This window comes from Cupriavidus sp. KK10 (assembly GCF_018223725.1).
Taxonomy (GTDB): domain Bacteria; phylum Pseudomonadota; class Gammaproteobacteria; order Burkholderiales; family Burkholderiaceae; genus Cupriavidus; species Cupriavidus necator.
Map to the genome: position 1 here is coordinate 6,236,623 of NZ_CP073677.1, position 12,997 is coordinate 6,249,619.

The 12,997-nt window shown below is 69.5% G+C and carries 14 protein-coding genes; 8 read left to right on the forward strand and 6 right to left on the reverse strand.

Annotated features, from left to right (window positions below; translation table 11 throughout):
• Window positions 1-2: 2 nt before the first annotated feature.
• From prmC to KB879_RS29030, 3 genes are all read left to right on the forward strand, one after another.
• Window positions 3-896, forward strand: a complete 894-nt coding sequence (gene prmC / locus KB879_RS29020; RefSeq protein WP_211980347.1) for a peptide chain release factor N(5)-glutamine methyltransferase — start codon at window positions 3-5, stop codon at window positions 894-896.
• 120 nt (window positions 897-1,016) lie between these two features.
• Window positions 1,017-1,328 (forward strand): Grx4 family monothiol glutaredoxin, encoded by a 312-nt coding sequence (gene grxD, locus KB879_RS29025; RefSeq protein ID WP_041228169.1) that lies wholly within the window; start codon window positions 1,017-1,019, stop codon window positions 1,326-1,328.
• Between the two features lie 8 nt (window positions 1,329-1,336).
• Window positions 1,337-1,960: a UbiX family flavin prenyltransferase gene (locus KB879_RS29030; RefSeq protein ID WP_013958137.1), complete on the forward strand. Its 624-nt coding sequence runs from the start codon at window positions 1,337-1,339 to the stop codon at window positions 1,958-1,960.
• A gap of 69 nt (window positions 1,961-2,029) precedes the next feature.
• Here KB879_RS29030 and KB879_RS29035 read toward each other — a convergent pair whose 3' ends face one another.
• From KB879_RS29035 to KB879_RS29045, 3 genes are all read right to left on the reverse strand, one after another.
• Complete coding sequence (locus tag KB879_RS29035; protein ID WP_013958138.1) at window positions 2,030-2,224, reverse strand: hypothetical protein; 195 nt, start codon at window positions 2,222-2,224, stop codon at window positions 2,030-2,032.
• 142 nt (window positions 2,225-2,366) lie between these two features.
• Window positions 2,367-3,884 carry an aldehyde dehydrogenase family protein gene (locus tag KB879_RS29040; protein WP_013958139.1) on the reverse strand — a complete coding sequence of 506 codons (1,518 nt, stop codon included), beginning with the start codon at window positions 3,882-3,884 and terminating at the stop codon, window positions 2,367-2,369.
• The gene (locus KB879_RS29045) at window positions 3,881-5,062 is read right to left on the reverse strand and encodes a saccharopine dehydrogenase C-terminal domain-containing protein (protein ID WP_013958140.1); all 1,182 of its coding nucleotides are present in this window, start codon (window positions 5,060-5,062) and stop codon (window positions 3,881-3,883) included. The genes KB879_RS29040 and KB879_RS29045 overlap by 4 nt, the downstream gene beginning before the upstream one ends.
• A 128-nt stretch (window positions 5,063-5,190) precedes the next feature.
• On the opposite strand from KB879_RS29045, the gene KB879_RS29050 reads away from it, so the two are divergent.
• The gene (locus KB879_RS29050; RefSeq protein WP_010809873.1) at window positions 5,191-5,640 is read left to right on the forward strand and encodes an Lrp/AsnC family transcriptional regulator; all 450 of its coding nucleotides are present in this window, start codon (window positions 5,191-5,193) and stop codon (window positions 5,638-5,640) included.
• Window positions 5,641-5,684: 44 nt separating this feature from the next.
• Complete coding sequence (gene dapB / locus KB879_RS29055) at window positions 5,685-6,494, forward strand: 4-hydroxy-tetrahydrodipicolinate reductase (protein ID WP_013958141.1); 810 nt, start codon at window positions 5,685-5,687, stop codon at window positions 6,492-6,494.
• Window positions 6,495-6,513: 19 nt separating this feature from the next.
• Here the strand turns inward: dapB and KB879_RS29060 are convergent, their stop codons facing one another.
• From KB879_RS29060 to KB879_RS29070, 3 genes are all read right to left on the reverse strand, one after another.
• Entirely contained in the window at window positions 6,514-7,245 is a 732-nt protein-coding gene (locus KB879_RS29060; RefSeq protein WP_153955457.1) for a hypothetical protein, read from the reverse strand.
• 154 nt (window positions 7,246-7,399) lie between these two features.
• Window positions 7,400-8,398 carry a tripartite tricarboxylate transporter substrate binding protein gene (locus KB879_RS29065; RefSeq protein WP_013958143.1) on the reverse strand — a complete coding sequence of 333 codons (999 nt, stop codon included), beginning with the start codon at window positions 8,396-8,398 and terminating at the stop codon, window positions 7,400-7,402.
• Window positions 8,399-8,450: 52 nt separating this feature from the next.
• Window positions 8,451-9,944: an acyl-CoA synthetase gene (locus KB879_RS29070; RefSeq protein WP_013958144.1), complete on the reverse strand. Its 1,494-nt coding sequence runs from the start codon at window positions 9,942-9,944 to the stop codon at window positions 8,451-8,453.
• 127 nt (window positions 9,945-10,071) lie between these two features.
• Here KB879_RS29070 and KB879_RS29075 point away from each other — a divergent pair, with 127 nt between their 5' ends.
• The 3 genes from KB879_RS29075 to KB879_RS29085 all read left to right on the forward strand — a co-directional run bounded on the left by KB879_RS29075 (window position 10,072) and on the right by KB879_RS29085 (window position 12,990).
• The gene (locus tag KB879_RS29075) at window positions 10,072-10,986 is read left to right on the forward strand and encodes a LysR family transcriptional regulator (RefSeq protein ID WP_211980348.1); all 915 of its coding nucleotides are present in this window, start codon (window positions 10,072-10,074) and stop codon (window positions 10,984-10,986) included.
• Between the two features lie 137 nt (window positions 10,987-11,123).
• Window positions 11,124-11,639 (forward strand): helix-turn-helix domain-containing protein, encoded by a 516-nt coding sequence (locus KB879_RS29080; RefSeq protein WP_013958146.1) that lies wholly within the window; start codon window positions 11,124-11,126, stop codon window positions 11,637-11,639.
• Window positions 11,632-12,990, forward strand: coding sequence for an MATE family efflux transporter (locus KB879_RS29085; RefSeq protein ID WP_153955453.1), 1,359 nt, complete (start codon window positions 11,632-11,634; stop codon window positions 12,988-12,990). The genes KB879_RS29080 and KB879_RS29085 overlap by 8 nt, the downstream gene beginning before the upstream one ends.
• The last annotated feature ends 7 nt before the right edge of the window (window positions 12,991-12,997 follow it).

Consider the following 12,997-nt stretch of genomic DNA (forward strand, 5'->3'; position numbering starts at 1 on the left):
CGATGTCTTCCCCAAACTCTGCCGCGCTGCCGGCGACCCCCACGCTGCGCGAAGCCCAGACCCTCGCCGCCATGGCCGGGTTGCCTGCCCTGGAAGTGCGCATGCTGCTGACGCATGTCACCGGCCTGAGCCGCACCCAGCTGATCACGCGTGACACCGACACCCTCACCATCGCCCAGCGCGACGCCTTTGCCACGCTGCTGGCGCGGCGGCTGGCGGGCGAGCCGATGGCCTACCTGATCGGCGAGCGCGAATTCTTCGGCCGCAAGTTCCGGGTCACGCCTGACGTGCTGATCCCGCGGCCCGATACCGAGGTCGCCGCCGAAGCCTCGCTGGCGCGGCTGGCCGAGGTGCCGCAGCCGACCGTGCTGGACCTGGGCACGGGCTCGGGCATCCTGGCCGTGACGCTGGCGCGCGAGCGCCGCGATGCGCAAGTCTGGGCCACCGACATCTCGCCCGGCGCGCTGATGGTGGCGCAGGACAACGCCAGCGCGCTCGGCGCCGACCGCATCCACTTCCTGGTATCTGACTGGTACGCGGCGCTGCCGGCGGGCCTGCGCTTCCACCTGATTGTCAGTAATCCGCCCTATATCGCCGAGGGCGACCCGCACCTGGCCGAAGGCGACCTGCGCTTCGAACCGATCGACGCGCTCACCGACCACGACGACGGCCTGTCCGACCTGCGGGTCATCGTCGCCGGTGCCGGCGCCCGGCTGCTGCCTGGCGGCTGGCTGCTGATGGAGCATGGCTACGACCAGGCGCAGGCCACCCGCCAGCTGCTGGAGGACGCCGGTTTCACCGGGGTCTTCACCGCCCGCGACCTGGCCGGCCTGGAACGCTGCACCGGCGGGCGCTGGCCAGGCGCTCAGCCCGGCGGCATCACTGCCTCTCACTGAAGCCCGGCGGCGATTCCGGTAAAATCGTCGTCAGATCCCCGCCACCGGCCAGGCCGCGTGGTGTCCCATTCCCCCCAGGCGGCGCCCGCGACACGGCATCGCCCCACTGAAAAGCAAACCATGAGCGACGTGCAGCAAAAGATCGATCAGATCGTCAAGGGCAACCCGGTAGTCCTGTTCATGAAGGGCACCGCGCAATTCCCGATGTGCGGCTTCTCGGGCCGCGCCATCCAGATCCTGAAGGCCTGCGGCGTGGACGCGCCCACCACGGTCAACGTGCTGGATGACGAAGGCGTGCGCCAGGGCATCAAGGAATACGCCAACTGGCCGACCATCCCGCAGCTCTACGTGAACGGTGAGTTCATCGGCGGCTCGGACATCATGATGGAGATGTACCAGAACGGCGAACTGCAAACCCTGCTGAAGGGCTGAGTTCCTTTATGTCCGTGACTGGCGGCACACCCAAACGGCTGATCGTCGCCATCACGGGCGCCACCGGCGCCATCTACGGCGTGCGCCTGCTGCAGGTGCTGCGCGCGGCGCCTTCCGTGGAAACCCATCTGCTGATTTCGCCGGCTGGCGTGATGAACCTGCAGCACGAGCTGGACATCAGCCGTGCCGAGGTGGAGGCACTGGCCAGCGTCGTGCACAACGTGCGCGACATCGGTGCGACCATCGCCAGCGGCTCGTTCCGCGCACAGGCGATGGTGGTGGCCCCCTGCTCCATGCGCACGCTGGCGGCGATAGCGCACGGCCTGTCCGACAACCTGATCACGCGCGCCGCCGACGTCACGCTCAAGGAGCGGCGCAAGCTGGTGCTGATGGTGCGGGAAACGCCGCTGAACCTTGCGCACCTGCGCAATATGACGGCGGTGACGGAAATGGGCGGGATCGTGTTCCCGCCGGTGCCGGGTTTCTACCAGAAGCCACAGAGCATTGCCGAACTGGTCGACCATACGGTCGGGCGCGTGCTCGACCTGGTGGACTTGCCGGAGATCGGCCAGACGCTCGCGCCCAGCTGGGGCGGGCTGAATAGCCGGGCTGGCGACGCCGCCGGCAACTGAAATGCCACCGGCGCGCAGCCTCTCTCTACGCGCCGGCATCCTCCTGCATCATCCTGCCAACGGCTGCCTTTACCAGTGGCGGTATCCCCGGCCGTAGTAGCCATAGCCACCGTAATAGTACGGCCGCGGTGCCACCACGACCGGCGCCGGGGCCACGTACACCGGCGCAGGGCCGACCGCGGGGCCGGCGGGCGTGGGATAGACGGCGCAGCCGCCCAGCAGGGTGACGGATGCCGCTGCGGCAGCCAGTCCAATCGTCAGCATTCTCATGATTTGTCCTTGGGGTCGGAACGGGCATGTGCCTGCCCTGCTGACGTTATACGGGCAGAAACCGTAATACGGCGTCAAAGGCGTGTAAGGCTTGTTACCGTTCCCTACGCGCCTTGTAACACATCCAGAGATGCCGTCAGATCTCGAACCGTATCCCCTGCGCCAGCGGCAGCGAATCGCCATAGTTGATGGTGTTGGTGGCGCGGCGCATATAGCCCTTCCACGCATCCGATCCCGACTCGCGGCCCCCGCCGGTCGCCTTTTCCCCACCGAAGGCGCCGCCGATCTCCGCGCCGCTGGTGCCGATGTTGACGTTGGCGATGCCGCAGTCGCTGCCTGCCGAGGACAGGAAGCGCTCGGCCTCGCGCATCGATTCCGTGAAGATGCACGACGATAGCCCGTGCGCCGCGGCATTGTTCAGCGCGATGGCCTCGTCCAGCGTGGTGTACGGCATCATGTACAGGATCGGCGCGAAGGTTTCGGTCAGCATGGTGTCGTGCTGTTCGTCGGTCATGACCAGCGCGGGCCGCACATAACAGGCATGCGGGTAGCGGTCGGCGAGCAGCCGTTCGCCGCCGGTGACGATATTGCCTTGCGCGCGGCAGGCGGCCAGCGCATTGGCCATGGCATCGCCCGCGGCAGTATCGATCAGCGGGCCGACCAGGGTGCCGTCGGCGAGCGGGTCGCCGACGGGCAGGCGGTCGAACACCGTGATCAGCCGGCTCGCCATGGTGTCCATCAGGTCGGCGTGGATAAAGCAGCGACGCAGCGTGGTGCAACGCTGGCCCGCCGTGCCGGCCGCGGCAAAGGTGATGGCCCGCACCGCCAGCTCGATGTCGGCCGAGGGCGCGACGATGGCGGCATTGTTGCCGCCCAGCTCCAGGATGCTGCGCTTGAAGTGCCCGGCGCAGGCAATGCCGACCTCGCGGCCCATGCGGGTCGAGCCGGTGGCGCTGACCAGCCGCACCGCCGGGTGCGATACCAGGTGGGTGCCCAGCATGCGCCCGCCCGGCAGCACCGCCGAGATGCCGGTGTGCTGCGGCGCCGCGGCGGCCAGCACGCGCTCCAGCAGGCCATGCGCGGCCAGCGCGCACAGGGTGACTCTTTCCGAGGGTTTCCAGATCACGCCGTTGCCGCACACCAGCGCCAGCGCCGCATTCCACGCCCACACCGCCACCGGGAAGTTGAAGGCCGAGATCACGCCGCACAGCCCATACGGATGCCAGGTCTCGCGCATTGCATGCTGCGGGCGCTCGGAGGCGATGGTCAGCCCGTGCAGCTGGCGCGACAGCCCGACCGCGAAGTCGCAGATGTCGATCATCTCCTGCACCTCGCCCAGGCCTTCCTGCAGGATCTTGCCGGACTCCAGCGAGACCAGCCGGCCCAGCGCCGGCTTGTGTTCGCGCAGCACCTCGCCGAAGCGCCGCACGATCTCGCCGCGCGCGGGCGCGGGCAGCAGCGCCCAGGTGGTCTGCGCCGCATGGGCGCGGGCGATCAGCGCGTCGGCCTGCGCCGGCGTGCAGGCCGGGACATGGCCGATGGCCTCGCCATCGACCGGCGAGCGTACCGTCACGGTACCGGCCGGCGCGCCCTCCCGCCACGGCCGCGGCAGGCCCAGCGAATCCCAGCAGGCAGCGAACTCTTGCGCTTTCATATGACGGTCTCCTGGAGCGGATGCTGCGTATAGTGGCGGCCGAAGCGATTGGCAAGGAAGGCGTCCAGCGGCATCGACTCCTGCCGCACGAAGCCGGATTGCGGCAGCGCGCCGGTGGCCACCATGTCCAGCGCGGTGCAGATGCCCGCGGCGGTGGTCAGCTGGATCGCGTTGACATGGCCACCCTTGCCATCCACTCCGCCGATGCGCGCCGAGAACGAAGCCTGCGTCAGCGGCCCGCGCCCGCGTTCGCCCCCCGCGGGGTAGCCGGTGGCGGTGGCGAACACGATCACCACGTCCTGGTCGGTCACCGGGATGGCGCGGTCGAAGATATCGCGCAGCCATTCGCGGCGTTCGCGCAGGCGCAGGTCGTTGAGCAGCAGTTTCATCAGCGCGCAATGGCCCGGATAGCGGATGGACTTGTAGTCGACATGGCGCGCGCGGCCGGCCAGCGTCTCGGGCAGCGTGCCCAGGCCGCCAGATGTATTAAAGGCTTCGTACTCGATGCCGTCCAGCGCGAAGCTTTCCAGCCCCTCCAGCGCCGTCAGTTCCACGCGGCGGCCGTCGACGATGGCCTCGCACGGGTTGCAGTACTCGTTGATCAGTCCCTCGGTGCTCCAGGTCAGGTTGTACTTGAGCGCATTGCTGGGGTAGCGCGGCAGCGCGCCGACCCGCATCTGCAGGTCCAGCAGTTCCCCCCCGCCGCGCAGGAAGCGCTGCGCCAGGTCATGCCCGACTACGCCGATAAAGCCCGGCGCCAGCCCGCACTGCGGCATCAGCACCGAGCGCGCGCTTTGCGCCAGCTGGCGGATGGCCTGGGTCGCGGCCACGTCCTCGGTCAGGTCGAAGTAATGCACGCCCAGGCGCGCCGCCACCGAAGCCACGCTGATCGCGGCGTGGAACGGCAGCGCGTTGAGCACGGCATCGGCGCCGGCCAGCAACGCGGCGCAGGTGCCGGGCTCGGTGGGGTCGCCGGCGCGCGCCAGCACGCCGCGCGGCAGGCCGTCGAGGCGGCGTGCGTCATGATCGACCACGCTGACGCGGTAGTCGCCAGTGTCATGCAGCATGCTGGCAATGGTGCGCCCGATCTTGCCCGCACCCAGCACCACCACGTGCAGCGGGCGGGTCGCCTTGGGCAGGTCGCGCGGGGCCTGCCGGCCCAGGTTCGAGGCTTGCATGGTGTCTCCGTCCACAAGAAAAGGTTGTCCTGTTGACTGGAGTATGGATAGCCCGCGCGACACAATGAAGCCACAAGAACGACGAAAACCCGCCATAATCGAACGAAACGACGAACCATCTCGACGCAATGACCGAGCTCGACACCACCGACCGGCACCTGCTGTCGCTGCTGCAGGCCAATGCCCGCGAAAGCGCCGCCAACCTCGCCCGGCACCTGGGTATCGCCCGCACCACCGTGGTCGCGCGCATCGCGCGGCTGGAGCGCAGCGGGGTGATTGCCGGCTACGGCGTGCGGCTGGGGCAGCGCATGGAAGACAACGCCATCCTGGCCTACTGCGGCCTGTCAGTGCAGCCCAAGGCCGCGCCCGCCATCCTGCGCGCGCTGCAGCGCCTGCCCGAGATCGAAGAGGTCAATTCCGTCAGTGGCCCGGTCGACTACCTGGTGGCGATCCGCTGCGACACGCACGACCGGCTGGACCGGCTGCTCGACGAGATCGGCATGCTCGACGGCGTCAACCACACCACCACCTCGATCGTGCTGGCACGCAAGCTCGACCGCCGGCGCGCCGCCGGCTGACGCGGTATGCTGCCAACCCGATCAAGCGTTTGCGGAGCAACAATATGAACAACCCGATCCGTGTCGCCGTGGGCGGCGTGACCGGCTGGGCCGGCGGCGAACTGGCGCGCGGCGTGGCCCATGCGGCCGACATGACCCTGGTGGCCGGCTTGTCGCGCGGCGCCGCCGGGCAGCCTCTGGCGCAGCTGACCGGCCATGCCGATACGCCGGGCGTGGCGGCCGCCAGCATCGAGACCCTGGGGGCAACGCCCTACGACGTCTATGTCGAATACACCAAGCCGGGCATCGCCAAGCACAACATCCTGCAGGCGCTGGCGCACGGCGCGCACGTGGTGGTGGGCACTTCGGGGCTGACCGACGAGGACTATGCGGAGATCGATGCGGCCGCACGCCAGGCCGACCGCGGCGTGCTCGCCTGCGGCAATTTCGCCATCACGGTGGTGCTGCTGCAGAAGTTTGCCGAGATGGCCGCGCGCCACCTGGAACACTGGGAGATCATCGACTACGCCAAGGCCGGCAAGATCGATGTGCCCTCTGGCACCGTGCGCGAGCTGGCCTACCGGCTCGGCCAGGTCAAGGCCGCCGCGCAGGCGGTGCCGGTCGACCAGGTCAACGGCCCGAAGGAAACCCGCGGCGCCACCATGTCGGGCACGCAGGTGCACGCGGTGCGGCTGCCGGGCTACCAGCTTGGCGTGGAAGTGATCTTCGGCGCCGACGGCCAGCGCCTGCACCTGAAGCACGAGGCCGGCGACGGCTCCACGCCCTATGTCGCCGGCGCGCTGCTGGCGATCCGCAAGGTCCACACCGTGCGTGGCGTGGTGCGGGGGCTGGACAAGGTGATGGAAGGGCTCTGAGGCCCGCCTGCTGCGGGTGTTACCAGCTGCCAGGCTTCTCCGGCTTGGGCGCAGGCTTCGGTGCGGGCTTGGCGGCGGCTGCCTTGCCGCCCTTGGCCGCGGGCGCCGAGGCCGGATTGAGCTGCTTGTCCACCTCGGCATCCTTGTCCGCCATCAGCACGCGCGCCTGCGGCAGCAGCATTTCGATGGTGCCGGTGTTGGGGTCTTCCGGCATGGCGTAGAGCTCAACCGTCAGCGGCTTGTGCATCCAGCCGGCGTGCAGCGTCTTGACGCTCTTGCCAGCCTTGTCGGGCATGTCGACCTGCTCCTGCCGGAACGGCTTGCCGTACAGCGCGCTGACGCTGTCGGCCGCGGCCTGCTGCGAGTTGGCGCCGGCGGTCGGCACCACCAGGCCGACCAGCGCGTTGCGGTCGACAAAGGCCAGCACAAAGGGGCCGTCCATAAAGGACGGGCGCTGCGCGCGCGGCACGCCGACCTGGCGCATCAGGCCATCGCCCTTCAGTTCGACACAGAATCCGGTGACATCGCGGCCATCGGGCGTGCGCTTGTCGGCGCAATCCGGCAAGGCCGGCAGCGGGTTGCCGATTTCCAGCATGGCTAGCAGCGGCGACAGCGCGCTGTTCTCGGCCTGGGCCTTGGCCGGTGCGGGGGCCGCCGGCCTGGCGGCAGGGGCGGAAGCAGGGGCAGCAATGGCGCCGGCAGCGGCGCCCAGCAGGCCGGCAAGCGCCAGCCCGGCAACGGGGAATTTCAAATCGGACTCCTGATGAACGGCTCCGGGTTGGAGCCCGCCCCGGCCGGGTTGTTCCTGATTGGCGCGGGCGGTGACGGGAAAGTCACCGCCGGCCTGCCGGGCCAGGGGCGAGCAGTAGCTTACCCCATGGCCCTGGCGGCTCCGGCACTTCCAGTCAGTCCAACGAAATGTTATTGGCCTTGATGACCTTGCCCCAGTGCTCGCGGTCGGCTTCGATATAGCGGTCGATCTCGGCCTGCGTGCGCGGGGCCTGCACGACCAGTCCCAGCGCGCTGAAGGTGGAACGGAACTGCGCGTCCTTGAGCACGTGGGCAGCAGCGGCCTGCAGCCTGGCCACCGCATCGGGCGGCGTCTGCGCGGGCACGGCCAGGCCGAACCAGGTGGCGGCCTGGAAGTTGGGATAGCCGCTTTCCGCCACGGTCGGCACGTTGGGCAGCACATCCAGCCGGGTGCGGCCGGTGACCGCCAGGGCCTTGAGCTTGCCTGCCTTGATATGCGGCAGCGAGGTGCTGACCACATCCACCATCAGCTGCACGTCGTTGGCCAGCAGCGCCGACAGCGCCGGGGCGCTGCCGTTGTAGGGCACGTGAGTGACGCTGATGCCCAGCTCGGTCTTGAGCATTTCGGTGGCCAGCTGGAGCGCGTTGCCCAGGCCGACCGAGCCATAGTTGAGCTTGCCGCCCGCGGCCTTGGCGTAGGCCGCGAACTCGCGGATATTGCTGGCCGGGACCTTGGGGTTGGTCACCACCACCAGCGGCACCTCGGCGCCAATGCTGAAGATCCTGAAGTCCTTGGGTGGATCGTAGTTGATCTTCTTGTACAGCATCGGGTTGAGCACCATGCTGCCGTTGGTGGCCAGCACCATGGTGTAGCCGTCTGCGGGCGCACGCGCCACGCTGGTGGTGCCGATCATGGTGGCCGCGCCGGGGCGGTTTTCCACCACCACGGTCTGGCCCAGCTGGCGCGACATGCCGTCGGCCAGCGCGCGGCCGAACTGGTCGGTTGAGCCGCCGGGCGTGTAGGGCACCACCAGCTTGATCGGGCGATCGGGATAGGCAGCCTGCGCGGCCCCGCCCCACATGGCCAGCGCGCACCCCGCGCCGGCTGCCATCGCGGCGAGCCAGGCGCGCCGTCCGCTCGGTTGGTTCTGCATCGCGTCTCCTCCTGTTGTTATCGGTCGTGATCCATGCAGGCCGGGCGGGCGCTCAGACGCGGCGCTGGCGGCCTTCCCAGTATCGGTCACGCAGGCGGCGCTTGGCGAGCTTGCCGGTTTCATCGCGCGGCAGCTGCGCCTCGACCACGATGCTGCGCGGCACCTTGAAGCCCGACAGCCGCTGGCGCAGCCAGTCGATCACCTCGGCCTCGCGGATCTCCACGCCCGGCATCGGCTGCACCATGCCCAGCAGGCGCTCGCCGTATTCGTCGTCGGGGATGCCGAACACTACGCAGTCGGCCACGCCGGGGTAGCGCACCAGCTCGTGCTCGATCTCGGCCGGGTAGATGTTCACGCCGCCGGAGATCACCATGTCCGAGGCGCGGTCGCAGATAAACAGGTAGCCGTCGGCATCGACATAGCCCATGTCGCCCAGCGTCACCAGCCCGTCGCGGTCGATGGCGGCGCGCGCGGCGTCGTTGTTGCGGTAGCTGAAGTCGGGATAGGCGGGCTGGCGCACGTAGACCAGGCCGACTTCGCCCGGCGCGCACTGGCGGCCGTTCTCGTCGAGGATGCGCAGCTGCGCGTCATCGACCGGCTTGCCGGCGGTCCCCGGGCGCGCGGCGGCATCGGCCGGCGTGGCCACGGTGATCATGCCGGCTTCGCTGGAGGCGTAGGTCTCATGGATGACCGGGCCCAGCCATTCCAGCATCGCGCGCTTCACGTCGGGCGAGCACGGCGAGCCGGTGGAGGCAACGAAGCGGATCGATGACAGGTCGTACTTGGCGCGCACCTCGGGCGGCAGCTTGAGCAGGCGCACGTACATGATCGGCACCAGGTAGAGCACGTCGATGCGGTGCTTCTCCACCAGCGCCAGCACCTGCTCGGCATCAAAGCGCGGCGTGAGCACCAGGCGTTCGGCCATCTGCAGCGCGTTCTGGATAAACGAGCCCGGCGCGCTGTGGTACAGCGGCGCCGACATCAGCGTGCGGCAGCCCGGCTCGATACCGTAGGTCTGCCGCACCACCGAGCGCATGCGCGCGAGCTGTTCCTCCAGCCGGTCCAGCGGCAGCGCCTGGCGCACCACGCCCTTGGGCCGGCCGGTGGTGCCGGAGGTGTAGGCCATATGACCGCGCGGTGCCACGCGCGGGCCGTCGTAGGCCGGCTGCTGCGCCAGCCAGCTTTCATAGTCGATGGCGCCTTGCGCGGGGCGGCCCACCGCCAGCACCGTCATGCCGGCCGGCACGGCGTCGCGCACGGCGGGCAGCAGGTCGGCCTGCACCAGCAGCACCCTGGCGCCGCTGTCGGTCAGCAGGAAGCGCACTTCCTCGGCGGTGAAGTGCCAGTTGATCGGGCAGTAGTAGCAGCCGGCGGTGCGGCAGGCATGGACCACGTCGGCATAGGCCGGATCGTTGCGCAGCAGCACGGCGACCACGTCGCCCTCCTGCACGCCCAGCGCGCGCAGGCCGCCGGCCAGGCGGGCGCCGCGCGCCAGCAGTTCTTCGCCGCTGCGGTGCATGTCTTCAAACCAGAGGTCCGTGGCCATCCGTTGTCTCCTGTATGCGATCCGTTCTGTCAGCCGACCACTGTATCGGCGTAGCCGTGGATCGACAATCACGCGCATCGGAATCACAATGTTGCACCAGACGCGACAATCCTGCAGGCAATCCCCGATGGACCTCAACCTGATCCAGGCCTTTGTCGACATCGTCGATGCGGGCAACCTGGCCGAAGCCGGCCGGCGCCGCGGCGTGACGCGCTCACAGGTCAGCCGCCAGCTGCGTGAGCTGGAGCACCAGGCCGGCGCCCAGCTGCTGCGCCGGACCACGCGCCGGCTGGAACTGACCGGGCCCGGCCATGCGCTGTACCAGCACGGCGTGCGCATCCTGCAGGAAGTGGCCTCGGCGCAGGCCGAGATCGACAGCCTGGGACAGACCCTGCGTGGCCATGTGCGCGTGAGCGTGCCTACCGGGCTGGGCGATGCCTATATCGCGCCGCTGCTGCTGCAGTTTGCGCAGAAGCACCCCGGCATCACGCTGCGCGTGTTCTTCGCCAACCGCGTCAACGACCTGATCGCGGCCGAGATCGATGTCGCGCTGAAGGTCACCTCGGCGCCACCGCTGGATCATGTGGCGCGTGAAATCTGCGACATCCGCTGGCAACTGTATGCATCGCCGGAATACCTCGCAGGCATCCCGCCGGTACAAGTGCCGCCGGACCTGACCGGCTGCAACTTCCTGTGCCCGCCGTACCCGCCGCGGCAGTTCCCGCTGTCGCTCTACCGCGACGGGCAGCGCGTGGACGTGGCGCTGACGCCAAAGCTGCAGTCCGAAAACTTCCTGTTCCTGGCGCGCGCCGTGCGCGAGGGCCACGGGATCGGCATGCTGCCGGTCTACATCGGCTGGGAGGAAGTGCGCGCCGGCCGGCTGGTGCCGGTGCTGCCCGACTGGCGCCCGGAGGGGCTGGGCAACAAGCTCTTCATCATCACCACGCCCAACCTGCACCCGTCGATGGCCACCCGCGCGCTGATCGGGTTCCTGCGCGAGGAACTGGACAAGCTTGAGGTGTTCCGCGACGCGGTGGCGTAGCCGGCACCACTGGCCGGTAAACGAACGCTTTCCGGACCCAGGGTCGCAGCCCGCCCTGCAAACTTTCGTTTTGCAAGCTATTCTCCAGAAAACTTGCACTTTGCAAGCAAGCCGACAGGACCAGAACGGCGGAGACCATGCCCCCTACCGATTTCACCTCGATGCCCTGCCCCGTGGCCCGCTCCATGGCCGTGCTGGGCGAACGTTGGGCCATCCTTGTGCTGCGCGAGGCCTTCTACGGCAGCACGCGCTTCGACGAGTTCGAACGCAACCTTGGCATCGCCCCCAACATCCTCAGCGCGCGCCTGAAGACGCTGGTGGCGCACGGGCTGCTGGCCCGCGTCACGCCCGAGGGCGGCGCTCGCCACGTCTACCAGCTGACCGACAAGGGTCGCGACTTCTTCCCGGCCTATGTCGCGCTCAAGGCCTGGGCCGACCGCTGGATGATCGATGAAAAAGGTCCGCTGACGCTGCTGCAGGACCGCCGCACCGGCGCCGAGATTGCCGAGCCGGCGCTGGCGCGCGCCGACGGCAGCGCGATCACGCTGGACGACGTGCGCGTCTTGCCCGGCCCGGGCGCCGGCCGCTTCCTGCGGCAGCGCTTTGGGGAGGCCGAGACCGCTGGCGAGCAAGGGGAGGCCCGCCATGACTGACACGCGCGCATTGCCTGCGGGCGCCCTGCCCGCCGAGGCGGTGCCGGCCACTGAAATTGCGCGCCGCATCGGCAAGCTGGCCGGGCCGACCGCGCTGATCGCCGTGCTGCAGGCCTCGGCCCAGCTGATCGAAACCTGGCTGGCCGCGCGCCAGGGCACGGCGGCGCTGGCCGGCTGGGCGGTGGTGCTGCCGTTTGCGCTGCTGCTGCAGCAGATGTCGACCGGGGCCATGGGCGGCGGCGTGGTCGCGGCCATCGCCCGCGCGCTCGGCGCCAACAAGCGCGAGGAAGCGTCATCGCTGGTGATGCACGCGCTGCTGATCGCAGTGACCGCCGGACTGGCCTTTGCGGTGGTGCTGGCGGGCTTCCCGCGCGGCGTGCTGGGCGCGGTGGCCGGCGCCACGGCGGCGGAGGCCGCTGCCAACTATGCGATCTGGCTGTTCGGTGCCGGCGCGATTCCGGCGTGGCTGGCCAATACGCTGGCCTCGGTGCTGCGCGGCGGCGGCCGCCATGCGCTGGCCGCACGCGTGCTGGCGCTGATGTGGATCGCCTTCCCGGTGCTGTCGTGGCTGCTGGCCGAGCCCGCCGGCATGGGGCTGGCCGGCATCGGCGCCGCGCTGGCGGCGGTGTCGTGGGCCGCGGCGCTGGCCATGGCGATCGTGGTGGCGCGCGGCGGCGCTGGCTTCGTGCCGGTGCTGCGGGTACGGCCGTCGTGGGAGTTGTTCGCGCGCATCCTGTCGGTGGGGCTGGTGGCATGCGCGCTGGCCTCGGTGGCCAACCTGACCACCATCCTGGTCACCGCGCAACTGCGCCACCACGGCACCGCGGCAGTGGCGGCCTATGGCATCTCGGCGCGGCTGGAATTCCTGATGATCCCGCTGGCCTTTGGCGTGGGCTCGGCGCTGACCGCGCTGGTCGGCCGCGCCGTGGGCGCAGGCGACTGGCATACCGCGCGCCGCACGGCATGGGTCGGCGCGTTCCTGGCGCTGGTCATCGCCGGCACCGCCGGCATTGCCGTGGGCCTGGCGCCGGTGCGCTTTGCCAGCCTGTTCACCCATGACGCCGAAGTGATCGCCATCGCCGCGCGCGCCCTGTCATGGGTAGGGCCGGCCTTCGGCGGCTTCGGCCTGGGGATGGCGCTGTACTTTGCCTCGATGGGCGCAGGCCGCATGCGCTGGCCGGTGGCCGCGGGGCTGTGCCGGATCGCGCTGGCGGTAGGCGGCGGCTGGCTGCTGGCCAACGTGTTCGGGATGGGGCTGGACGGACACTTCCTGGGGGTGGCGCTGGGGATTACGGCCTATGGCGTGGTCACGGCACTGGGGGTGCGGCAAGGGGAATGGTCGGCGCGGTAAGTGCCAT